Source organism: Sporolactobacillus caesalpiniae (assembly GCF_040513385.1).
Taxonomy (GTDB): domain Bacteria; phylum Bacillota; class Bacilli; order Bacillales; family Sporolactobacillaceae; genus Sporolactobacillus.
Window position 1 is genome coordinate 195,458 of record NZ_JBEVCB010000006.1, and the last position, 23,869, is coordinate 219,326.

The window sequence follows — 23,869 nt, forward strand, 5'->3', positions numbered from 1 at the left end:
TTTCCTATTTTAACGGAAAAGATGCAAGATGCCAAAATTCGAGTCAGCCAATTGCAGTTGGATTATACCATTGTTTTCCTTCAATGAAAACGGTCAGCAAGTGAAATAATAATCTTTTGCTCGCTGGTATATTGAAGGTTCTTCATGTAAAACGTATGATATAGATTGCGACTTGAAATGAAAGGTTGTGTTCTCAATGAAATTTAACTTGCAGAAAAGAAATATTCTTTTTATCCTGCTTGGTGCAGCAATCTACGCTTTTGGACTTGTGAATTTTAATATGAAAAACATGTTGGCTGAAGGCGGTGTCACCGGGCTCACTCTTATTTTCTATAATTTGTTCTCAATTGATCCCGCGGTGAGCAACATTGTCCTTAACATTCCGTTGTTCTTTGCCGGCTGGCGCTTTTTCCGCAGGAATGAATTCATTTATACCTTGCTGGGAACGTTCTCGCTCTCATTCTTTCTTTATATTTTTCAGCATTGGATCACCTTCGACTTCTCATTGACCCATGATCTGTTCCTAGCGGCTTTATTTGCCGGCGTGTTTATCGGCGGAGGTTTAGGCATCATCTTTCGATACGGAGGAACGACCGGCGGTTCCGATATTGTCGCTCGGATCACCCACAAGAAGTATGGGTGGGCGATGAGCAAGACGATGCTCGTTATTGATGCAGCAGTCATTATTTTGTCACTTTGCTATTTAGATTATCGGCAGATGATGTATACACTGGTAGGTATTTTTGTCGGAGCAAAAATGATTGATGTTATTCAAAAAGGTGCCTATTCGGCCAAAGCGATCATGATCTTTTCTAAGAAAAGCGAGCTTCTGGCAGATCAGATTATTAAACTACTTGATCGAAGCGTGACCCTCATGGACGGAAAAGGAGGTTACACAGGGCGGAAACTGGATGTCGTTTACTGCGTCGTCAGCCGAAACGAAGTGTTTCGACTAAAAAGTTTAATTAAAGAGCTTGATCCGGATGCTTTTGTGACGGTTAATGATGTTCACGAAGTGTTTGGCGAAGGCTTTGCGAATAACGATGTTGAGACAACTTCCAAGACAAAGCGCCTCGTTCAAGAAACAGTGGAACAGTCAACATCCAATGACTCTCTTAGTGTTGAAAAAGATCAAGCAGATTCTACTAGTCAAGAAAGCAAAAAGCCTATACAATGAACAAATAGATTTCGTGGACTTTTAAACGAGCCATGGGCTGATCATCCATCAAGGAGAGGAAGTGAGCGTTCGGCATTAGCTTCGGCTTTCTGCTTAACACCGCTATGAATCATCGAGAAACCAAAATAGGTGCTATTTACACGTTATCAGCATATTTTATGTGGGGACTTTTTCCTTTGTATTGGATTCCCATTCACCAAATACCAGCATTAGAGATTTTGGCGCATCGCATTTTCTGGTCATTGACCTTCATGATCGGACTTCTGTGGGTAACCAAATCTTTAGGCAGCTTCATCCGGGAATTGAAGCAGCTGCTGGCGAAACCTAGACTACTGCTCTTCGTATTTGCAGCAGCTGTGCTGATTACTTTAAATTGGCTTGTCTACATATGGGCGGTTAACCACGGGCATGTCATTGAATCAAGTATGGGCTATTATATCAACCCTTTAATCAGTATCCTTTTAGGCATCATCTTTTTGAAAGAGAGACTGACAAGTTGGCAGCTCATCGCATTCTTACTGGCTGCTTCAGGGGTGCTCATTCAGACGATAAACTTTGGGCACGTTCCTTGGATCGCCCTTTCACTGGCACTTACTTTTGGGTTTTACGGGCTTGCAAAGAAACTGATTCACATTACACCTTCCTTGGAACTGACCTTTGAAACACTTTTTGTTGTGCCTGTTGCTCTTTTTTATCTGATTTTCGTGCAGCAATCGGGATCAGCCAGTTTCGGCACAGGCTCATGGACAACAACCTTGCTTCTCATCGGTACCGGTGCGGTTACAGCTGTTCCGCTTTTGTTCTTCGCAGAAGGCGCACGGAGGATTTCGCTAACCATGGTTGGCTTCTTCCAGTACATTAATCCTACCATGCAATTGATCATTGGCATTGTGATTTATAGAGAGCCGTTCCACCCTATTCAACTCGTTTCATTTTCATTTATCTGGCTTGGTTTGCTTGTCTTTACCTTATCGGCAACACTATTCGACCGAAGGCAGCCGATGCTTTTAAAAACGGCAAACGTAAAAAAGTAAACAGAAACAGGCGAAGACGTAATTGCGACTGCCATGGATTTATGGTATCAAAAAGGCATGACTGCTTGATAAAGCGGTTATGCCTTTTTCTATGTGCGCCCGGCATGGACGACAGCTAGGCGGTGAAAGTCCGCTACAGGCTTGGCAGTAGGAACTGTTAGCCAAAGGCAAGGGTGTCCACCGTGAGGTGGAATCTGAAGGAAGCCGGAGGCAAACTTCTGGGCTGATGAACAAGAACTGCATACTAAGGCTGAATAGAGACGGATAAGCCTGCGTAACAAGGTGAAGTCCAATACTGCCCGAATCTCAAACAGTATATGCAGCAGCCACATGGAAGGAAAGCGGTCGTTCTTACCCGGGGAGATCTTACAGGGGCCTCCGACAAGAGGAAAGAAAATTTCCACAGAAGCAACCGAGCCAGTGATGGTTTGGTGAACTGTAAGAAGTCAGCAGAAGCCATAGTAGTCCGACAGGACGAAGGGCTGAACAATAGTAATCTTGGAAGCAGCGGAGGTGTGAGTCATGCGACAATCACAGACAACATCAAAAGATGGCTATCTATCGAAGAATAGGATGGAATCCGAAGGTACGGTAGAAGTGTGCAGTACGACTCACGGTGAAACTGAAAGAAGAGATGGTGTGCATGATCTCATCACGAGAATCACCGACCGAATGAACTTAAATCGAGCCTATAAGCGTGTTAAGGCGAATAAAGGATCAGCCGGAATTGATGGAATGACCGTTGATGAACTCTTTCCCTTTCTCATGCGAAATAGGGATGAGCTTATCCAACAGATCACGAATGGCTCGTACGAGCCACAACCGGTAAAACGTGTGGAAATTCCCAAACCCGATGGATCAAAAAGAAACCTTGGCGTTCCGACTGTTTGTGACCGACTGGTGCAACAAGCGATCCTTCAAGTGATGGAACGAATCGTTGATCCGACGTTCTCAGACAACAGCTTTGGCTTCCGCCCGCACCGCAGTGCCCATAACGCAATGAAACGCGTCAAGGCTTACTACGAAGCAGGATATAGATATGCGGTGGATCTTGATTTAAAAGCCTACTTTGACACAGTGAATCATGATCAGTTGATGTATTGCGTGGAAAAACGGATTAAGGACAAAATCGTCCTTCAACTCATTCGCAAGTTCCTGCGCAGTGGTGTGCATACGAATGGAAAGGTTGTACCGACCGAGGCCGGTGTTCCCCAGGGGGGGAATCTCTCGCCCATTCTAGGCAACATTTATCTTGATCAACTGGACAAGGAACTGGAACGAAGAGGACATAAGTTTGTTCGCTATGCCGACGACTGTACGATCTACGTCAAAAGCAGAAGAGCGGGCGAACGAGTCATGAAGAGCATCACCACCTTTCTGGAAGATAAACTGAAACTAACCGTCAATCGGGAGAAAACTCAGGTCGGCAGCCCAACGAAACTTAAATTTCTTGGATTCTGCCTGCACACGACCAAGCAGGGATTGGGATTTCGCCCCCACATCAAGTCGAAAAAGCGCTTTGAGCGAAAGCTCAAACAACTGACGAAAAGAAGCCGAAGCGGTAACATCCGTGGGATCGTTAAAGAAATTAATGAAGTAACCACAGGATGGATCAACTACTATGGCATAAGCTATATGAAGAGCTATATTCGGCATATTGATCAGTGGCTCCGGCGAAGAATTCGCCAGATCATTTGGAAACGTTGGAAGAAAGTCAAGACGAGATATAAAAGTCTCATGAAACTTAACGTTCCAAAACCAAAAGCATGGGAATGGGCAAATACACGAAAAGGCTACTGGCGCATCGCCTGTAGCCATATCTTACATCGGTCGATCACAAACAAAATACTCGAACAGGTGGGACTCAAAAATCTAGTCCATCTGTTCGAGCATGTACACTTAAGCTATTGAACCGCCGTATACGGACCCGTACGTACGGTGGTGTGAGAGGTCGGAGAAATTATCTCCTCCTACTCGATTCGTTATTTATAGAGACTGTAGTAATATTGCAGCCAGCTTGCGTGGCGTAGTTCATCTAGCGCTACCCGATAGAAGCAACTCTTCATGTGGGAAGTCTGAGTTAAATCCGCCGACCTTTGGTTATATTCAGCGGCATTCAATTTGCTCTCAATACAATAACGGAGACCTTCAAGATATGTGCTCGGGCGCATGTCAGTTCCATCAGATTCAATTGACAGTCTGTCACCAGACAATGTTTCATATAAGGCCAGCAACTCTTTTTCAAGACTTACTGAATCATTCCGCAACTCACCGATCTTCTGTCGTCCCCTTAGCGTCTTAGTCTCATCAATCAATGAACGTAAACAAGCGCCCACAAGCCGTTCTTGATTAATGGCTGTCCTTATCCGCTCAAGTATTCGGGCTTTTTGTTCATTCCCATTCGTCATATGCACAACCTCCTTACTCACTCCATCTATGTTTATTCGCGAATAGAAAAAAAGTGCCCAATAAAAATCGAGCACCTGTGCACATCTATTGATTGCCTAAAAATTACAATGAGGGTTTCACGCGATATAAGGTAGCCTGCTCAAATGAATAAGCAAGTTCAATTAAGCGCGGCTCAGTAAACGCCATACCAACAAATGTGATGCCAACCGGCTCTCCCTCTACGGTATAGCCTGCAGGGACGGTTATTGACGGATATCCAGCTTTGGCAGCAATATCCGAACCTTGATAATCAGCGAAAATAAGCGCGTCCAGTTTTCGCGTCTTGATCACGGCATCAATGCCCTCCTTACGCGAGAGCCGCAGGTCTTCCGCACGATCTGCCAAGTATTGACGTCCCCCTAAGTCACCGCTTAGTTGATCTGCCTCTTCGAACACGGTTTGTCCATATTTGAGTGCTTTGTCTGCATGTTCTTTGTTAAAAGCAATCAACTCACTGAGACTATGAACCGGAACCTCATCCGGAAGTTTTTCTAGATATTGATTCATATCATATTTAAACTCTTGAATCATAACCGATGATTTACGATCCTCCAGCGTGTCTGTAGAAGGAATAATCGCAGGATCGACAATCACCGCACCCTTCTCACGCATCAGGTCAAGCGCTTGATTAATGACCGTCGCTTTTTCATCACTAACTGAGTCTAAGTAACGACGATCAATACCAAGACGCGCATTCTTTAATTCCCCGCGATTCAAAAAATCCGTATAATCCTTGGCAATATCCCCTTGACTCCAAATCGTTTCTTCATCATCCTCGTCCATCCCAATGACCGCATTCAATAGCTGTACCGCATCCTGAACAGTTCGTGCGATGGGTCCCGCTGTATCTTGGCTATGAGAAATCGGTACCAAACCGCTTCGGCTCACGACACCAATCGTAGGCTTAATACCGACTAGGGAATTAAAGGCGGCAGGACAAATGATTGAACCGGATGTCTCAGTTCCAATACCGACTGCGGCTAGATTAGCGGCAATCGCTGACGCAGTGCCGCTGCTTGAACCACCTACGTCAAATGCGGGTCCGTAAGGATTTAGGACTTGTCCGCCTAGTGAACTGTAGCCGTTTGGCATGCCTTCAGTAATGAAGTTCGCAAATTCCGTCAAGTTCGTTTTTCCGAGAATAATCGCTCCGGCCTTTTTTAACTGCCTCACAACAAATGCATCTTTCTTTGCGCGGTGGTTCTCAAGGGCGACCGACCCCGCCGTCGTATGCATTTTCCCAGCAGTATTCACGTTGTCTTTCACAACTACGGGGATTCCGAATAGAGGTCCGACATCCGGAGTCACCGTTCTTTTTACATCACAAGCTTCAGCTTCATGCAAAGCGTCCGGGTTTAGTTCAATTACCGAATTAAGCATCGGTCCGCTCTTGTCGAACCGATCGATGCGATCCAGATACATTTGGACCAGATCCTTCGACGTCACTTGACCTAGCTTTAGTGCTTTCTGCATATCGGCCAAAGTCGCTTCTTCAATTTCAAAGGGTTTACGCTTTGCCGCCTCCTGGCGAATGTACATTCCCGCTGTCACTGCGGCCGCAGCTGCACCGGTAAGGGCTGCCGCAAACGCAAACTTTTTCTTTTTAGACATTTGGCTCTCACTCCATAGATCAAAATCACAACAATGATGAAAATTCAGCCTATAAATTAATTTTATCTTACCGTTTGAAACTAAAACATGCAAATGACTGTGCAGCCGAGTGCATGAAAACATAAAAAAAACTTAGGTTAACCCTAAGTTCTTTGATTAAGACGATCTATTATCTATAATCAGGCTAAGCGACTAATGCTTAGCGACGAGCACACCCGCAGTCATGATCATCATCATCAAAATCGAATTTTGGTCCAAAAGATTTAACCGCAACGACATCATCGAGACAGATGTCAGTCGTAGAAACTCTGTGTTTACTACATTCAAATAATGTCAGCACATTTTTGGAAACGCCGGCAAAAAATCCTTCTACCGGTTTTGAGCATTTCAAAAAGACTTTAATAAAATCATTTTTGGAAACGCCTCCCAACAAATCTCTGCCGTCACAACCTCTGTCATATTGATTACCAATGTTACTGTTACCACATCCACAGCCGGATTGCTGACCATATACAAAATCGTTCCAACCCATCAATAACTCCTCCTTAATCGTTTATTTATCTTACATAAATAGCTTATGAGTAACAGTTCTAATGGTCATGGACAAAACATCTGGTACGTTTATACATTTTTGAATGGGGTCGATTCCACATAATGATTAAGCAGCTCTTTGCTTCTCTATTGTGTGATGGGCCGATGAATGTCCTTTTCGAACGACCCATTTTCGTGATTCTTCCACCACAATTAAGAAAATCGGACAAATCAATAGTAGATAGAGATGATTTAAGCTTGGAGCTGCAGTTCCAAATACCAGCTGCATAAATGGCAGATACGCGATCAATAAAAAGAGCGCTACTTCAAACAAAATCCCCCAGAAAATCAAATGATTCGGCTTTCGGAACATCGTAAACATCGATTGACTGGGCGAACGACATTCGAGCAGATTGCCGATTTGACTAAATATAACCGCGCCAAAAGCCATTGTTACAGCATATTGATAAACGTAGGATACTTGAGCGCCGGTCGAACCTGCCGTCAAAGAAGCGGTTAATCCCTGGATATCCGCAAATGAATAGCCGAACTGGTTCCAAGAATGAAAGAACATGAAAAACAACATAAACGCCTCAGCGAAACCGAGAAATAGATATGAACGGAGCAGCACTGATTTGTTTAAAATATTGTCATTCGGTCTACGCGGCGATGCGTGTAACACATCTTGATCCGGAAGCTCTTTGCCCAGTGAGATAGCTGGGATCAAATCGGTTCCTAGATCTATTGCCAGCACAAGTAAAACATTAAGCGCAAGCGGAACATGAAAAATCGCCATGATAAGAAAAGGGAGTACTTCCGGTACATTGGACGCCAAGATATACGTAATAAATTTACGAATGTTCTCATAAATCGCGCGTCCTTCTTTTATCGCTTCAACAATCGTAGCAAAGTTATCATCCAGTAGAACGACATCCGAAGACTCAATTGCGGCATCCGAACCATTCTCCCCCATCGAAATGCCAATATCCGCTTTCCGTAGAGCGAGTACATCGTTAAGTCCATCCCCTGTAGAGGCGACAACATGTCCGAGACTTTGGTAGGTATCGACAATTTTTAATTTGTCCTTCGGCGTCGTCCGAGCGAAAATCACCGGCAGATTTGTGTCGATTTTCTTTGCTAGTTCCTTCTGGCTCATTTTTTCTAACTCATTTCCTGTAATTGCCACATAACCATCTTTTACGATTCCAATCTGACGAGCGATTGCGGCAGCGGTCAGCGCATAATCACCCGTTACGATCGTCACCTTTATCCCCGCTTTATAGCAATCGGCAATTGCATCTTTCACGCCAACTTTCGGTGGATCGTGCATAATGACAAGACCGAGCAAAACCCAATCATTCGAAATCGACTCCATATCCAATTGTTCTTCAGTGCGGTCCGCGTACGCGACGGCGAGCACGCGAAAGCCATTATTCGCCATTTCATCATTCACTCCACGTATTTGCGTTCGATCCATATCCGACAAACCGCATACCTTGCCTTTCTTTATAGAGAAACCGCAATGCGCCAGCACGCGCAGGGGATCTCCCTTCGTGAATTGAAAGATATGCCCTTTTTCAAACAAATGATCCGCTTCATTTTGTGCGTAAACGGTCATCATCTTGGCATTTGAAGTAAATGGCACGATTTTAATCCGTTTAAATGATTCAATAGCGTTCATCACTGAAAAACCGGATTTCTCAGAAGCAATTAAAATAGCTGCCTCGGTTGGGCTGCCGATTACGTTCCATGTTGACGGATGGCGCACGTCCGTGTTTAAAGTGGTTTCCGAGCAAATCGATGCAGCAGCAAAAAGACGTTCAAGCGTTGTTTTAGTTTCTTCCGTACCGCCGCTCACCGTCCCCTCTTTTCCATATCCGTACCCGCTAACCTCATAAAGTGCTCCAGGCACCCAAATTTTTTTAGCGAAAATTTTATTCTGCGTCAGTGTTCCCGTTTTGTCAGTGCAAATGACCGTTGTACTGCTCAAGGTTTCCACCGCCGACTGTTTGCGCACAAGCGCCTGTTTTTTGGCCATGCGTTCGACACTGAGGGCCAGCGAAAGACTTACCGTTGGCATTAACCCTTCAGGAATGTTGGCAACGATAATACCGATTGCGAATACAAGCGCGGCATTAACGGAAAATCCGCTGACAAGAACGGAAGTCATAAAAGCAAGCATACCTATTGCTATCGCTATCAACGACAACGCACGGGTAATTTTGTGAATCTGAACATCCAGTGTGCTCTTGCGACGGGTGATGTTTGCTGTTGTCATAGAAATACTGCCGATCTGAGTCTGATTGCCAGTCGCATATACAACTGCTGTTGCTCGCCCGTCGGTAACCGTTGTCCCCGCAAATAGAAGGTTATGGCTGCATGCGAACGACTTTCCCTCTAGCAAATCCGGAGCAGCTTCACGGTCAACAGGAAGCGATTCTCCAGTCAGCATCGAATTGTCGACAAATAAGCCTTCAGCATTGATCAAACGAATATCGGCAGGTACACGGTCGCCGGCAGCAATCGTCACGATATCTCCGGGAACCAATTGATCTGCGGAAAGAACGGTTAGCACATGATCACGATAAACTTTTACCTGATTCGGCATCATTCGAGACAGTGCTTGAAGCGCCGTATCAGCCTTCTTCTCCTGTAAAAAAGAAAATAACGCATTGATCAAAATAATTGCCCAGATAACATAGGCGAGCATCGGTGTTCCGGATAGAATGGCAAGCACACTTGCAATCCAAAGCATGATTGCAAGTAAATTAATAAGTTGACGTATGAATCGCCGCGCTGGATGGAACGACTGCTTACTTTTAATCGAATTCTCACCATATTGTTTCAAAAGATCCGCAGCTTTTCCACTTGATAAACCGCTTTCATTTGTGTTTAAATAGATTAAGGATTCTTTTGGGGTCAACGCAGACATTCTCTGATAATCCCTATTCAATGCTTCCGTACTTTGAACACTAGTATAAAGACGCATTGGTAACGCCTCCTTTTATTAAGGGAAAAACTGCATTCCCGCATCTTTATTTTAGCATATTATCAAGTGTAAATGACGCAATGGATCAGTCTAAATACGTTGATTTAAAGCTATTTTAACTTGTCCAAACGGACTAAATACGAATCAGAACAGAGGAGATAACTATGGAGTTAAAAAAAGGTATCAATCGCTTTTATATGCTCGATGAACAAAAAGAGGTTGGAGAAATTATGTACACCGAAGATCAACCGTCCGTACTCAGTATTAACCACACATTTGTCGACCCGAACTATCGTGGCCAGCGCATCGCGCAACAACTCATTCAAGCCGTTGTCGATCTTGCCAATGCGGAACAAAAAAAGATTTTACCCGTTTGCTCGTATGCAAAAGTTTTGTTTGAGCGTAATAAAGAATATCAAAAAATTGAATATAAGCCATTATAAGTAAAAAAAACAGATCCGCACATTTTTCTCTGCGAATCTGTTTTTTAATAACCGAACAATCTAGAAACTACCCCTTTTTTACGCCGTTTAGACTCAGATGCCTCTCTTAACCGCATCATCAGCTGCTTGTCACGGAGTTCAATCCTCCGCTCAAACTCAGAACTGAAATTTTCAACGACTCGGTCAGCCGCTTGTTCAGCTGCGGACGCTGCAACTTCTTCAATAACAGATCGAAACTGATCCGGAAGTAAGGTCACTTCGCCTTTACTGAGAAGCATATCCTGAGCTACATTTGCGGGAAGATGTGTTAAATCTGTCTTCTCACAAATTCCTTGAGCCGCCTCATCAATCGTCAGCCCCTCCTTCACCTTCTTGAGCAGCTGTCTGATCGATACCAAATCCTCAGGAAAGTAAATTCTTTGGTTGCTTTTATTCCGCGTCAGCTTATATCCATGTTTCTCCAGAGCCATTGTCAAGTGTCTGAGCTTGTTCTTCGTAATCTCCAGATTTTCGGCCGCCAGTTTTGTAAAATAGCCAATCGAGTCTTCGTCCGCACGCATAAATGTCCCCCCGAATCCTTCTAAGTATAAGCTACTTATACAGTTACACACTCGGGTTATTTATTCCTACATGAATTTAGATTTCGTATCAAATACTTATCGACCTCTTCCACTCACAGAATCCAATATTGGACAAAAATCGAGACAACAGCAAGTGCAAACCAACAGATCAAGCCAAGTAAGATCGGCCGCATTCCGTTTTTCAGCAATTTAACCAAGTTTGTATTTAATCCAATACACACCATTGCCATAACGATCATGTACTTGCCAATCATGACAAGCGTGCGAAGTAATTCCTGTGGAACTGGAACAAACGTACCGATTACCGAAGCGACGGCAAACCAAATAACGAACCAAGGAAAGATTTTAGAGAAGTGGTATGTTCCTGTTTTTCCCTTTCCTTTACGTGAAAAGATAAATGCCAGCGCCAGCGTCACCGGTATAATCATTAACGTTCGGGTCAATTTAACAATAACAGCAAGATTTCCCGCGTCATGGCTGAATGTGTATCCGGCCGCGACAACTGATGATGTATCATTAATCGCCGTTCCTGCCCACAATCCGAATTGATGATCATTCATTCCGATTAAATGACCGAGAAATGGAAATAGAAAAGCCGCAATCACGTTGAACAAGAAGATTGTTGAAATCGAATGCGCAACCTCCTCTTCCTTCGCATTAATAACCGGGGCGGTCGCTGCTATCGCTGATCCGCCGCAAATTGCTGTCCCGACGCCAATCAAGGTTGTCGTTCTGCTCTCTGTTTTTAATAATTTTCCAGCAAAGTAGGCGGTCAAAAAAGCCACAGTCAATGTGAAAAGCATCAGAAGCAATGTTTGTCCGCCTACACGAATAATGTTAAATAGATTGAGCCCAAAGCCCATCAGAATTATGGAATATTGCAGGACTTTCTTTCCTGTAAACGTTACACCCGCACTTAGCGATGCAGGTTTTTTCCAAAATGAAAGAATAAGTCCGACCAAGATGCCAAGGACTGGACTGCCGATTATCGGCAGATAGAGTCCCACCAGCCATGCTGGAAAAGCTAAAATCGCGGCAAGTGCGATTCCTGGAATTTTTGTTGTAAATGAATTCAAAAGTTCTCCTCCTCTTGGTGCGTTTAAAACGATGTTGTTTTATGTAACTGAGTAAAAGCGAATAATTTAGTTTACATAATATTTATTCCGTGATTATATGTATCTAATCGTCCATTGATTGATTATACAACCATCACGCAAATCCTAAGAATCGTTTTATGTCGATTCTGTTACAAAAAACTGATAAGCTTTTCCCCCTGAAAAATCAACTCACTATCGGAGCAATAACAATGAGAAGAACGGCGATCACAAGCAGTGTTAAAGTCAGCTTTACAGGAAGTTTTTGCAGCTGTTTCCCGCGAAAAAAACCATGAAACTGAAACTTGTTCCGGTACAACACGAAAATGAACAGCAATGTTGCGATAAAAATCAACAGAAAACCTAATCCGCCCACCGACATATGAATGAGATGATAGATGAACGTCATTCCCGAAGCGATCAGCACTCCTAACAGACTAACGATTAACACCACACGGAACAGTTCCAACGGACCTCTAATCATGCATCTCACCTGCTTTCAATGATTTCAGTATTCGTAACACTATGATTTGACTTGCGATTTGCAACCACAAATCGCAAGAAGCATGAGCCAAACTTGGCTTGTTTCATCTTATTAAAAACGATGTAATCCTATTCCTCATCGGATCATTCATTTAGAAGAAGACATTCTTGGTTCTAAAAGCCAAAGAGGACAATGGATCGCATAGTTACCAATAATAATTTAGTCACACTTGCGCATGCTATGTATGAAATTTCAAAGGTTTATTGGATAAGAAGAACAGCCTTAAAGGAGGATCATTTATGGTTCATACAGTCGTCGAAGATCCAACAAAAGAATATACATCCGGTACCTATCCGAAGCAAGAGCAACCGGCCCCAGGGTTGCAGTCGCGCATGACACCGGTACCTGACTGTGGTGAAAAAAGTTATAAAGGTTCCGGTAAGCTTCAAGGCAGAAAGGCACTGATCACCGGCGGGGACTCGGGAATAGCCCGCGCAGCAGCAATCGCGTATGCTCGAGAAGGCGCTGACGTTGCCATCAATTACTTGCCCTATGAACAGCCGGACGCCGAAGACGTTAAAAAGTTAATTGAAGAAGCGGGGCAGAAAGCAACGCTTATTCCCGGCGATTTGACCGATGAGGGATTCTGCAAGAAAATGGTCAATCAAGCCTTTCAAGAGCTTGGCGGGTTGGACATTCTCTCCCTTGTCGCCGGCATGCAACAAGCCTATAAGAGTATATCAGAGATCACAACGGATGTTTTGCGTAAATCCTTTGAGACCAATGTCTTTCCCCTTTATTGGATAGTCAAGGCCGCTTTGCCCCACTTGCCAAAGGGCTCGTCCATCATCACCACAAGTTCCATAGAAGCCTATAACCCAAGCCCGGAGCTTCTGAGCTATTCACCTACAAAAAGCGCCATTGCCGCATTTACGAAAGGACTCGCTAAACAGCTGATATCAAAAGGAATTCGCGTCAATTCGGTTGCTCCGGGACCTATTTGGACACCTCTACAAGTATGCGGCGGTCAATTACAAAACGACATTCCTAAATTTGGGCAATCCTCTCTATACAAACGTGCCGGACAGCCGGCAGAACTAGCCAGTGTGTATGTCTTGCTCGCATCCGATGAATCCAGCTACATCACCGGACAGATCTATGGCGTAACCGGTGGATTACCAATCGCATAGATCGCAAACCATAGGCAATACAGCAACAGTTTTCCATTCATCATGTGGAAAACTGCTTTTTTACCTCGTTAGACTAGACTTACTCATTGATTTGATATCTCATCATCCGCTTCCACTTTGAGCGTCTGACAGTCTCTACGAAGCCTGCATTTTTGAAAACAGACGGGATTCCTTTCCATAGAAAAGCGCCAGGTACATTTCTATCGTACGGAACTTCCGGGTAAGCTTCGATTATGGTTGCGCCATGCTGCTTGCAATAGTGAATCGCAGCCTGGATCAGTTCTGAAGACAAACCTTGTCTGCGATACGATTTAGCAATGAATAAGCAGCTGATCGACCATACCGGCTGATCATCGATCGGTTTAAATACACGAGAACGTTCCAATCGCACATATTCTTTCCGCGGTGCAGCGGCACACCATCCCGCCGGTTGTCCTCCATCATACAACAGCATACCGATCGGGGCACCGCTTTCTACTAGACGGCGCATCGCTTGCTTGTTCTGTTCGCCTTTGTTAGCATCGAATTCTGCCTTTTTCATTCGCCAGCTCATGCACCAACAGCCGCCACATGCCCCTCGTTCGCCAAATAATTTTACGAAGTCATTCCAATGATCACGATCAAGTGAATACGCTTCAAGTCCTTTAGTTTTGTTTTCGTAAACAAGCATAGATTGACCTCCGATGAACTACCACATAATAAACTATGTATCCGTCAATAAAACCGGGCAACAAGCAGCCAAACTCAATTATTTAATTTCTTGCACTCGCCCAACTATTCCGCTTTCCAGCATGACCTTAATACCGCGATGATGAACTGCCGAATTCGTCAAAATTCGTTTAACAATACCTTCAGTTAACTTACCCGTCCTCTGATCCTGCTTCTGCACAACCATCACCGTCGCTCCAATATGAATATCCGCACGTTTTGTACCGTCCATTTTAATCATCCTCCATTTATTTTTCATTACTTTATCTAGTTTACATTTATTTCAAAACATCCAACAATTGTTTCGTAACCCGCCATTGAAACGTTCCATTGCGTACTTCAATCGTGAAGCGCAACATACGCGTCAGGAACACTTTTTTCAACGAACGTTCACCGATTTTTCAATGATTTATCTAAAATTTAGAAAACCTAAACGTTGAAGCAGCTCAGCCACTTCAGGATCCGGTTTTGATTTTTGCATATCCTGAATCCTATCGAATAAACTTTTTCGAACGTCACCATGGCGATCACTCATTGTTTCCGCATGTACCAAAGAGCTTAGCACTGACTCCTCAACAACGGAAACCGTTGCTCGAAACAGCTGATCCATCTTGTTTTCGCTGATGCACGTGTAGGTGCCGAGACTTTTTTCAGAATAGTGAGCGATGCGATTGGCAGTGGAAAAAGCCAATGCGATCTCCCCGCTGCCATTTCCTACAAACGCCCCTGTTCGCGTGATCCCAACACCGGCACGTTTACAGATCCGTGTAAGCTGGCGATGATCCAGCGGAAGATCAGTCGCCAAGACGACAATGATACTCCCCTTTTCAATCTCTTTTACAGTAGTATCAAATGCGTCAAGTTTGGCACCGATGCGGCAGCCGAAAATTTCCAAATCACGTAGAAAACCGAAGTTGGAGAGAACAAGCGCACCAAGTGTGAACGTTTTGCCGTCCACAACAATTTGCCTCGACGCGGAGCCGATTCCCCCCTTTAAATCATAACAACACATGCCGGTTCCGGCACCCACTGCTCCCTCTGCAAAATCAGTCCCGGCAGCGTCGATCGCCTCATGAACATGTTCTTCTTTGACAGCCATTGCGCGAATATCGCTGATTGTTCCGTCATTGCATTCCATTACAACCGGATTGACCGTACCCGTTGTATCACCAATGTCCTTGTTTTGGTTCAGCATATACCTCACGAGTGCGTTCATCGCCGTTCCGACACTAAAGGTATTCGTAAGTACGATTGGCGTCTCAAGCGACCCAAGCTCGTTTACTTGAATTAATCCTGTACTCTTTCCAAATCCATTAATCACATGAGCCGCAGCCGGAAGTTTATTCAAAAAAAGGTTATCTTGCTGAGGCATGACAGCCGTCACACCAGTTTTGATTTTATCCAAGATAATCGTTGTATTGCCGACCGTGACACCTGGAACATCAGTGATTAAGTTAAGCGGTCCCTTTTTAGCCTCGCTAATTTCATCATAAAGTGGTTTGCTTAGTCCCATGGTCTACAATCTCCTTGTTAAGTCGGTAGGCATAGCCGTGTAACCAGTAGTGCACGGAACACCAACTGTATTCAGTGTTTTTTCGGATTCTGTCCTTGCATTAAAGTTAGAAAAGAATCGCCTTGCACCTGAATTATCCTGTCTTACTCGTCAGATATTACCTAGTACTTCTATCGAAAAGTCTATCACAATAGTTTATACTCTGACGCAATTTCTTTGCAGATTGTGCAAGCACGGCCTAGACTATAGATAACCCTGACAAACATAGAAAGAAGGATAACTAATGACCATCTATGATTATTCATTCTCGAAGCTCACGGGAAGTGAGACAGTGCCCTTGTCTGATTATCGAAACCAAGTGCTTCTCATCGTCAACACTGCAAGTAAATGCGGCTTCACTCCTCAATATGATGGTTTGGAAAAGCTGTATGAATCCTATAAGGATCAAGGATTTACAGTGCTTGGCTTCCCTAGTGACAGTTTTTTAAGTCAAGAATTTGCCGACAGTGAAAAAACCGCCGAATTCTGCAAGCTGAATTACGGCGTTACTTTTCCTCTGTTTCAAAAGTCAAAGATGAAAGGTAAGGAAATCAATCCACTCTTCCGTTACTTGTTGGATGAATCAGGCGAGAAAAAAATCACTTGGAACTTTAACAAATTCCTAGTTGATCGTGATGGCAAGATTGTGCACTATTATGGTTCACGGACAAAGCCGGAAGCGATTGAAAGCGAAATTCAAACACTGCTGAAAAAGTAAATCTCCCCTGTATGGTTGCATTATCAATCAAAAAGTTGCCCCTGACTCAAAAAAAATAAAAACTGCTTATTTCCATTTATTCGGAGATAAGCAGTTTTTACTATACTGGATCAGCCCATTAATTCGCAAATACTATTTGAGAAAGCAACCGGATCTTGCACCGGCAGGCCCTCAATCAGAAGTGCCTGATTGTAGAGCAAGTTGGTGTAGAGATCAACCTTTGGCCGGTCATTCAGATCGAACGCCGCCTTAAGCGATTTGAATACGTTATGGTTCGTGTTGATTTCAAGAATCTTGTCTGCCTTGACATTTTCGTTATTCGGCATTTGGTTCAGCACTTTTTCCATTTCAATCGATACTTCGCCTTCGGTCGCGAAGCATACTGGGTAGGATTTCAGACGTTTCGAAGCGCGAACACCTTTGACTTTGTCGGTAAGAACGTCCTTCATTTTATCGAACAAGCCTTTGTTCGCCTTTTCTTCAGCTTCGTCTTGCTTCTTGTCCTTATCGTCTTCAATACCAAGGTCACTGCTAGAAACCGACTTGAATTCTTTTTCCTTATATTTCTGAAGCATCTTGATCGCAAATTCATCAATGTCCTCAGTAAAGTAGAGTATTTCATAGCCTTTGTCGGCAACGAGTTCGGTTTGCGGCAATTTGTCAAGTTTCTCATTCGATTCGCCAACCGCATAATAGATGTATTTCTGTTCTTCAGGCATACGCGAGACGTATTCGTCTAAGGTAACCATTTTCTTTTCTTTGGATGAATAAAACATCAAGAGATCTTGAAGATCATCTTTATGCTGACCGTAATCCGAGTAGACGCCATATTTCAGTTGACGTCCAAAAGCTTTATAGAATGTTTCATATTTCTCGCGATCTTCCTTAAACAGCTTTTCAAGTTCTTTTCTAATCTTGTGATTAATGTTCTTGGCGATCAGCTTGAGCTGCTTATCCTGTTGGAGAATTTCACGTGAAATGTTCAGTGACAGATCCTCGGAATCCACCATGCCTTTAACAAAGCTGAAATAATCTGGGAGCAGATCCGCACATTTCTCCATAATCATGACACCGTTCGAATACAGCTCCAAACCTTTTTCATATTCCTTGGAATAGTAATCGAACGGAATGCTTTCCGGAATGTAAAGAATTGCGTGGTAGCGGACCATTCCGTCCGCCTGAATATTGATGTAGCGGAGCGGCTTGTCAAATCCGTAATGCTTCTCCATATAGAAGTTTTCGTAATCTTCATCCTTCAGCTCCGATTTGTTTTTGCGCCAAATAGGAACCATGCTGTTAATCGTTTGAACTTCTTTTACTTCTTCAAATTCTTTCTCGTTGTCTTTCTTTGGGCGGCTTTCCGTCACTTCCATTTTAATTGGGTAGCGAATAAAATCAGAATACTTTTTGATGATCTGACGCAAGCGGTATTCCTCGAGATACTCACTGTACTTCTCATCCTCAGTATCTTCTTTCAAAGTTAGGATGATATCCGTACCCACGGCATCCTTTTCAACCGGAGTAATGGTGTATCCGTCCGCACCCTCAGATTCCCACTTGTATGCTTGATCACTATCCAGTGCCTTGCTGATCACCGTGACCTTGTCAGCAACCATAAATGAAGAATAGAAACCAACACCAAATTGACCAATGATGTCATGGTTATCCTTGGATTCATTTTCCGTTTTAAATTTGAGAGAACCACTTTGTGCGATGGTTCCAAGATTAGCTTCAAGTTCTTCCTCCGTCATTCCGATTCCGGTATCGGAAATCGTCAACGTGCGCTTGTCCTTGTCCGGAGTAATTTCAATAGAGTAGTTGTCCTTCTCAAAATCAAGCTTGTCGTCAGTCAGCGCGCGATAGAAGATTTTATCCATCGCATCACTCGAGTTGGAGATGATTTCTCTTAGAAAAATTTCTTTCTGTGAATAAATTGAGTGGATCATCATATCCAACAATTTTTTGGATTCTGCCTTAAATTCTTTTGTAGCCATCAGTAATCCCCTTTCTCAAACATCTCTATAATAATTGGTTGTATACGTAACGATTAGCACTCATCCAATCGGAGTGCTAATACTATTTTTATAGCGCATACAGCGTTATTTGTCAAATGAGAGCCGGTATAAAGAGGAATAAAAAAACCTCCCATCGCTGAGAAGTTACACTGCATTACGAGAGCCAAACACGATGTTTCAAATACTTTTCACTAACTCGTTTTATAATATTAAAAATTGCATAACCAATTGCTGACCCGACAGCGTAGAGGATTATATCATCAATATCAAGAGTGCCACAATGCAAAATTAATTGCAAAAATTCTATAATAGCTCCACAAATGAACGCAGTTTTGATCACTTGTAGTAAGCTTCTTTTTTTTCTAAATAGTATTGGAACAAAAAGACCAAGCGGAACAAATAGAATAATGTTATAAAGTAATAGATGGGTGATTAAAGATGGACTAAATTCATTGGTATGCAAGAAATAATAAGAAATGGTTCTCAGTGGAATAAAATTTGTATTAAGATACAAAAAATGAGAATCCAGTAAATTTTGGAAGCCACGGAATTCAAAAAGCGGGTCTACTATTCTCAGCAACAATAAGGCAGAAAGAGCCACAACCCCATAAAGGCTAAACAAAATGATCACAGAGATTTTAATAGGCACTTTTAAAGGAGAGATCGAATGATTCAGTTCTTTTCTAAGCTCGTTTCCTTTTCCAAAACATCGGATTGCCGTATCAACTGCCTCATTCTCGGACAGTCCTTTGCCCATATACTCTTCTTTGAGTAGTTGAAGATGCTGGCCCATTTCTTCTTGAAGATCCTTCTTTTCTGTTTCATCACAATCTAATCCATTTAGTATCTCGCTGATGTAGCGCGTAAACTTTTTATCCATGCCGTCCCCTCCGTACACACATTGATTAATCGATTGACTTGATGCCACTCTTTTAATTTAGCGTTGAGTGCCTTTTTTCCATGATCGGTTAACGTGTAATATTTGCGCCTTCCTCCTTCATCTGAGTCACCCCAGTACGAATGAATCCATTCTTTACGCTCAAGACGTTTTAACGCGGGATATAGGGTGCCTTCGCTCATTTCATAAAGATCCTGGCTTGATGCCTTCAATTGCTTCACAATTTCGTAGCCATATGTGTCTTGTTTCCCAATTAGTGAAAGGATGAGTATATCAATACTGCCTCTCATAATTTCCTTATCCATAAAATCACCTCTTTTATTGATTATAAGCGCTCAATGCATCGTTATACAAGGTATTATTGAATATAGTTTTGTTAATCGTTTACATAAATTACAGTGCATGATACGATGAGGGAAAGTGATCGTATAACTAAAAGTAATCAGGTGAAAAAATGAAAACAATTTATATTGTTCGTCATGGTGAAACATTGCTGAATCTGCTCAATCGTTCTCAAGGATGGGCTGACTCGCCGCTTACTAAGAAAGGCGTTCAACAGGCGATTGATTTAGGAGACAAACTAAAAAAACAGTCTCTCGCTTTCGATGCTGCTTTTTCTAGTGATACAGGAAGAGCGCGACAAACTGCCCAAGTCATTCTTGATCACTCGGGCAATGGTGAAACACCAATTAAAGAACTTTTTGATTTAAGAGAAGCATCATTTGGACTTTTTGAAGGTGCCGATAACGATGTGATGTGGGAAGAAGGCGGAAAAGCGGTAGGCGAACCGGGGATGAGCCGCAAGTCATCGATTGATCTGAAAATCAAAGCGCTGACCGGTATCAAACAGTTGGATACAATCGATTACGCGGAAGATTATCAAGACTTGAAAACGCGCATTTTCGCATTAAAAGACGGTCTTCTGAAGTCGGATGCTTCGACAATTCTGATCGTCACTCACTCACTGTATATTTGCTGCATGCTTTATGCACTCATTGGTGAAGACTTAACTATTGGGAAAGTTCCTAATTGCAGCGTGACGAAACTGCAACTGGACGGGCAAAGTTTCAAACTTAATTATATTGGCAGAACAGAAGAACTTTAAAAAGAAAAACGCTCACATCAACTGAGCGTTTTTCTTTTTTGGTGACTATTTTTCCGGCAGTAATGCGTACGCAATCGTATCATGCGGAATCCCGTTTTGATAGATATAATTTTTTAGAAGTCCTTCTTTTTCAAATCCTAAATTTGTTAATAATCCATTCGATGCAGCATTTTCAGTAAAAACTACAGCACCAATACGCGTTAAGTGAAGGTCATTAAATCCATAGGATATAACTTTCGAAGCAGCTTCTTTGGCATATCCCTTACGCCAATATTGTGGATGGAGCTCGTAACCGATTTCAGCTCTCCTATGTTTTGATGACCATGCGTTAAACCCAATCGTTCCGAGAAGCCCTGGCTGCTCCTTCCGTTCAATACCCCATCGGATGCCGCGTTTTTCACTGTAATTCCGCGAAAAAAATGTGACAAACTGCTGTGCCTGTTCAATGCTTGTTAAGTTATCCTGACCATAATAACGTGTCACATGATCATTTGAAAAGCAATTAAAAATATCTCGAGCGTCTTCATAAACGATCTCTCTTAATACCAATCGTTCGGTTTTTAATACTGGAAACATCCGTCCACTCCTTTTTTGAATGTACTCAGTGTATCTATGTATGTAAGAAAGCCGCCCGCATTTGCAATTGGAACGGCTTTCTTCTTCTATCTTATAGTTTCTCCACAAATCGGCGCATGCGCTTCATCGCTTCTTGCAGCTGGCTCATCGATGTGGCATAGGAGCAGCGCACATGTCCCTCGCCACTGTCACCGAACGCATTGCCAGGAACCACAACCACGCGTTCTTCTTGAAGTAAGCGAGTCGCGAAAGTTTCTGAGTTCATGCCGGTCGCTTCAATACTTGGGAACGTGTAGAACGCTCCTTCAGGTTTGTAACACGGCAGCCCCATTTCATTCAATGATTGGACGATGTAATTGCGGCGCTGCCGATAACTTTTACGCATTTCCGCCATATCGGTACGGCCATGGCGAAGTCCCTCTAAACCCGCGTGCTGCGCCATGGTTGACGCGCACATGATCGCGTATTGATGAATTTTGAGCATACCCTGAGTAATTTCTCTTGGCGCGCAGACATAGCCTAGGCGCCAGCCGGTCATCGCCAGATCTTTTGAAAAACCGCTGACAAGAATAGTTTGGTCCTTCATCCCCTCAATTGCGGCGAAACTTGTGTATAAATCATCGTAAACCAGTTCTGCATAGATTTCATCGGACAGAATCAACAAATCATGCCTTTTAGCGACATTCGCGATCTGTTCCATTTCCCGCTTGCTAAGCATTGATCCGGTTGGATTGTTCGGCGAACAAATCATAATCGCCTTGGTTCGATCTGTAACAGCGGCTTCAAGCTGTTCGGACTGAACCTTAAAATCATTTTCCTTTTTCGATTCAACAATAACCGGAACTCCGCCTGCTAAAGTGACGAGCGGAGCATAGGAAACGAAGCAAGGTTCAACAACGAGCACTTCATCACCCGGGTCCAGAATAGCGCGCAGTGCGATGTCAATTGCTTCACTTGCACCTACAGTCACAGTAATTTCTTTTTCCGGATCATAGGTGACGCAATAATAATCATCCACATACTTTGCAATGGCTTCGCGTAATTCAAGCATCCCGGCATTTGCTGTGTAAGAGGTGTATCCATCCTCTAAGGAGAGAATGGCAGCTTCTCGCACGTTCCATGGTGTCACAAAGTCAGGTTCTCCGACTCCAAGTGATATGACATCCTTCATTCCCGCTGTCGCATCGAAAAATTTCCGTATACCAGACGGTTTTAGCGTCCGAACATGATTTGCCAAGTAGGAAGTTTTGATTGCCATCACGGTGACACCACAATTCGTTTATCTCGATCATTTGAATCATAAACGGTTCCGTCATGCTTGAACTTCTTCAAGACAAAATGCGTCGTCGTAGAAATGACGCCATCGATCGTGGATAATTTTTGCGTGACAAAATGAGCCACTTCATTTACCGATTGTCCCTCGACCTGAACAGAAAGATCATAGGTTCCGGACATAAGATAAACGGATTTCACCTCTTTATGGCGATAAATACGTTCGGCCACATCATTAAAGCCCACATCGCGTTTCGGTGTTACTTTGACATCAATCATTGCCGTAACGCCTTGATGCCCATCTATTTTCGTCCAATCAACAAGCGACACGTAGCGCACGATCACGTTCTCATCCTCAAGTTTCTTTACGATCTGACCCGTCTGATCCACACTTAAATTCATCATTTTCGCAAGTTCATCATTTGTGAGCCGTGCGTCTTTTTCAAGTATCTCGGCAATTTCAATCTCTGTTGCTGTAAGTTTCATTCTCATCATTCCTCTCTCTGAACATTCCTGCATTGGTAACTTTACAGACATTATATAACGACACATCTTCTGTAACCACTATTTATGTAAAAAAGCTTTGAACGATTGATCGGCTTTAGATAAATATTCGTTGCCATATGACTTTTTCCGCCATGGCACAATTGGAAAAACATTTTCAATACAGTATACTATCAGGTAACAAGGATTTCATAGGTTCGCTAATGATTGCGTTATTCGGAGGTATCATAATGAGACTAGTTGTCGTGCGACATGGAGAAAGTGACTATAACAAATCCAATCTTTTTTCCGGCTGGGAAGATGTGGAACTGACGGCAAAGGGGATTGAGGAAGCAAAAAATGCCGGATTGAGACTTGCGGAGCAGCATATTACTTTTGACTACGCGTTCACGTCTGTGTTGAAACGCTCCATTAAATCTCTTAATTACATATTAGAAGCGATGGAACAGGAATGGCTTCCTGTTCACAAAACATGGCGACTTAATGAACGCAGTTACGGCGCACTGCAACGCTTGAACAAGGCTGAAACAGCGGAACAACGCGGCAAAGAGCTGGTAAGTCGTTGGCGGAAAAGCTACGATGCATTGCCGCCGATGCTCGACGAGTCCGATCCAAGACATCCGATTCATGATTTGCGATACAAACATGTTGATCGAAGATTACTGCCCGGTGGAGAAAGTTTAAAGACAACGTTTGAACGCGTCCTTCCATGTTGGGCTGATCAGATTGCTCCGCTTCTTTTGGAAGGAAAAAACGTTTTGGTTGTCAGCCATCGTAACACATTGCGTGCACTCGTTAAATTTCTTGAGAACATATCCGATGAGGACATTATACACGTTGATGTGCCAACTGGAGTGCCTGTAGTCTATGAATTTGATCGAAATCTTAACATTCTTTCAAAACAGGAACTCTCAGGACAAAAAACGACTTAAAGCATTA

The 23,869-nt window shown here is 43.3% G+C and carries 24 protein-coding genes; 8 read left to right on the forward strand and 16 right to left on the reverse strand.

Annotation, left to right across the window (positions count from 1 at the left end; translation table 11 throughout):
- Positions 1–196: 196 nt before the first annotated feature.
- From ABWW58_RS13260 to ltrA, 3 genes are all read left to right on the forward strand, one after another.
- A complete protein-coding gene (locus ABWW58_RS13260; RefSeq protein WP_353869575.1) occupies positions 197–1,177 on the forward strand; it encodes a YitT family protein in 981 nt (326 codons plus the stop codon).
- 104 nt (positions 1,178–1,281) lie between these two features.
- The gene (gene rarD / locus ABWW58_RS13265; RefSeq protein WP_353869576.1) at positions 1,282–2,211 is read left to right on the forward strand and encodes an EamA family transporter RarD; all 930 of its coding nucleotides are present in this window, start codon (positions 1,282–1,284) and stop codon (positions 2,209–2,211) included.
- Positions 2,212–2,733: 522 nt separating this feature from the next.
- Entirely contained in the window at positions 2,734–4,122 is a 1,389-nt protein-coding gene (ltrA, locus tag ABWW58_RS13270; protein WP_353867335.1) for a group II intron reverse transcriptase/maturase, read from the forward strand.
- A 71-nt stretch (positions 4,123–4,193) separates the two neighbouring features.
- Here ltrA and ABWW58_RS13275 read toward each other — a convergent pair whose 3' ends face one another.
- The 4 genes from ABWW58_RS13275 to ABWW58_RS13290 all read right to left on the reverse strand — a co-directional run bounded on the left by ABWW58_RS13275 (position 4,194) and on the right by ABWW58_RS13290 (position 9,790).
- Positions 4,194–4,619, reverse strand: a complete 426-nt coding sequence (locus ABWW58_RS13275) for a hypothetical protein (protein ID WP_353869577.1) — start codon at positions 4,617–4,619, stop codon at positions 4,194–4,196.
- Between the two features lie 103 nt (positions 4,620–4,722).
- On the reverse strand, positions 4,723–6,270 hold the full coding sequence (locus ABWW58_RS13280; RefSeq protein ID WP_353869578.1) for an amidase family protein: 1,548 nt from the start codon (positions 6,268–6,270) through the stop codon (positions 4,723–4,725).
- Between the two features lie 199 nt (positions 6,271–6,469).
- Positions 6,470–6,802, reverse strand: a complete 333-nt coding sequence (locus ABWW58_RS13285; RefSeq protein WP_353869579.1) for a hypothetical protein — start codon at positions 6,800–6,802, stop codon at positions 6,470–6,472.
- 126 nt (positions 6,803–6,928) lie between these two features.
- Positions 6,929–9,790: a cation-translocating P-type ATPase gene (locus tag ABWW58_RS13290; RefSeq protein ID WP_353869580.1), complete on the reverse strand. Its 2,862-nt coding sequence runs from the start codon at positions 9,788–9,790 to the stop codon at positions 6,929–6,931.
- 143 nt (positions 9,791–9,933) lie between these two features.
- Here ABWW58_RS13290 and ABWW58_RS13295 point away from each other — a divergent pair, with 143 nt between their 5' ends.
- Entirely contained in the window at positions 9,934–10,233 is a 300-nt protein-coding gene (locus ABWW58_RS13295) for a GNAT family N-acetyltransferase (RefSeq protein ID WP_353869722.1), read from the forward strand.
- A 44-nt stretch (positions 10,234–10,277) separates the two neighbouring features.
- Here the strand turns inward: ABWW58_RS13295 and ABWW58_RS13300 are convergent, their stop codons facing one another.
- The 3 genes from ABWW58_RS13300 to ABWW58_RS13310 all read right to left on the reverse strand — a co-directional run bounded on the left by ABWW58_RS13300 (position 10,278) and on the right by ABWW58_RS13310 (position 12,392).
- Positions 10,278–10,793, reverse strand: a complete 516-nt coding sequence (locus ABWW58_RS13300) for a hypothetical protein (protein ID WP_353869581.1) — start codon at positions 10,791–10,793, stop codon at positions 10,278–10,280.
- Positions 10,794–10,906: 113 nt separating this feature from the next.
- Positions 10,907–11,890, reverse strand: a complete 984-nt coding sequence (locus ABWW58_RS13305; RefSeq protein WP_353869582.1) for a YeiH family protein — start codon at positions 11,888–11,890, stop codon at positions 10,907–10,909.
- Between the two features lie 205 nt (positions 11,891–12,095).
- Positions 12,096–12,392, reverse strand: a complete 297-nt coding sequence (locus tag ABWW58_RS13310) for a hypothetical protein (RefSeq protein WP_353869583.1) — start codon at positions 12,390–12,392, stop codon at positions 12,096–12,098.
- Between the two features lie 299 nt (positions 12,393–12,691).
- Here ABWW58_RS13310 and ABWW58_RS13315 point away from each other — a divergent pair, with 299 nt between their 5' ends.
- Positions 12,692–13,582, forward strand: a complete 891-nt coding sequence (locus ABWW58_RS13315; RefSeq protein ID WP_353869584.1) for an SDR family oxidoreductase — start codon at positions 12,692–12,694, stop codon at positions 13,580–13,582.
- Positions 13,583–13,661: 79 nt separating this feature from the next.
- Here ABWW58_RS13315 and ABWW58_RS13320 read toward each other — a convergent pair whose 3' ends face one another.
- The 3 genes from ABWW58_RS13320 to ABWW58_RS13330 form a co-directional block, all read right to left on the reverse strand.
- A complete protein-coding gene (locus tag ABWW58_RS13320) occupies positions 13,662–14,252 on the reverse strand; it encodes a GNAT family N-acetyltransferase (protein WP_353869585.1) in 591 nt (196 codons plus the stop codon).
- A 78-nt stretch (positions 14,253–14,330) separates the two neighbouring features.
- Positions 14,331–14,522, reverse strand: a complete 192-nt coding sequence (locus ABWW58_RS13325) for a YwbE family protein (protein WP_093669119.1) — start codon at positions 14,520–14,522, stop codon at positions 14,331–14,333.
- A gap of 177 nt (positions 14,523–14,699) precedes the next feature.
- On the reverse strand, positions 14,700–15,803 hold the full coding sequence (locus ABWW58_RS13330; RefSeq protein WP_353869586.1) for a DmpA family aminopeptidase: 1,104 nt from the start codon (positions 15,801–15,803) through the stop codon (positions 14,700–14,702).
- Positions 15,804–16,086: 283 nt separating this feature from the next.
- On the opposite strand from ABWW58_RS13330, the gene ABWW58_RS13335 reads away from it, so the two are divergent.
- Positions 16,087–16,560 (forward strand): glutathione peroxidase, encoded by a 474-nt coding sequence (locus ABWW58_RS13335; protein ID WP_353869587.1) that lies wholly within the window; start codon positions 16,087–16,089, stop codon positions 16,558–16,560.
- 110 nt (positions 16,561–16,670) lie between these two features.
- Here ABWW58_RS13335 and htpG read toward each other — a convergent pair whose 3' ends face one another.
- The 3 genes from htpG to ABWW58_RS13350 all read right to left on the reverse strand — a co-directional run bounded on the left by htpG (position 16,671) and on the right by ABWW58_RS13350 (position 19,778).
- Positions 16,671–18,554 (reverse strand): molecular chaperone HtpG, encoded by a 1,884-nt coding sequence (htpG, locus tag ABWW58_RS13340; protein WP_353869588.1) that lies wholly within the window; start codon positions 18,552–18,554, stop codon positions 16,671–16,673.
- 175 nt (positions 18,555–18,729) lie between these two features.
- Positions 18,730–19,455, reverse strand: coding sequence for a VanZ family protein (locus ABWW58_RS13345; RefSeq protein WP_353869589.1), 726 nt, complete (start codon positions 19,453–19,455; stop codon positions 18,730–18,732).
- Positions 19,416–19,778: a PadR family transcriptional regulator gene (locus ABWW58_RS13350; RefSeq protein ID WP_353869590.1), complete on the reverse strand. Its 363-nt coding sequence runs from the start codon at positions 19,776–19,778 to the stop codon at positions 19,416–19,418. Before ABWW58_RS13350 ends, ABWW58_RS13345 begins: the two co-directional genes overlap by 40 nt.
- A 149-nt stretch (positions 19,779–19,927) precedes the next feature.
- Between ABWW58_RS13350 and ABWW58_RS13355 the strand changes: the two genes are divergently transcribed.
- Positions 19,928–20,578 carry a histidine phosphatase family protein gene (locus tag ABWW58_RS13355; protein WP_353869591.1) on the forward strand — a complete coding sequence of 217 codons (651 nt, stop codon included), beginning with the start codon at positions 19,928–19,930 and terminating at the stop codon, positions 20,576–20,578.
- A 45-nt stretch (positions 20,579–20,623) separates the two neighbouring features.
- Here the strand turns inward: ABWW58_RS13355 and ABWW58_RS13360 are convergent, their stop codons facing one another.
- The 3 genes from ABWW58_RS13360 to ABWW58_RS13370 all read right to left on the reverse strand — a co-directional run bounded on the left by ABWW58_RS13360 (position 20,624) and on the right by ABWW58_RS13370 (position 22,912).
- On the reverse strand, positions 20,624–21,154 hold the full coding sequence (locus tag ABWW58_RS13360; RefSeq protein ID WP_353869592.1) for a GNAT family N-acetyltransferase: 531 nt from the start codon (positions 21,152–21,154) through the stop codon (positions 20,624–20,626).
- Positions 21,155–21,245: 91 nt separating this feature from the next.
- Entirely contained in the window at positions 21,246–22,412 is a 1,167-nt protein-coding gene (locus ABWW58_RS13365) for an aminotransferase (RefSeq protein WP_353869593.1), read from the reverse strand.
- Complete coding sequence (locus ABWW58_RS13370) at positions 22,412–22,912, reverse strand: Lrp/AsnC family transcriptional regulator (RefSeq protein WP_353869594.1); 501 nt, start codon at positions 22,910–22,912, stop codon at positions 22,412–22,414. Before ABWW58_RS13370 ends, ABWW58_RS13365 begins: the two co-directional genes overlap by 1 nt.
- A gap of 248 nt (positions 22,913–23,160) precedes the next feature.
- Between ABWW58_RS13370 and gpmA the strand changes: the two genes are divergently transcribed.
- Entirely contained in the window at positions 23,161–23,862 is a 702-nt protein-coding gene (gene gpmA / locus ABWW58_RS13375) for a 2,3-diphosphoglycerate-dependent phosphoglycerate mutase (RefSeq protein ID WP_353869595.1), read from the forward strand.
- The last annotated feature ends 7 nt before the right edge of the window (positions 23,863–23,869 follow it).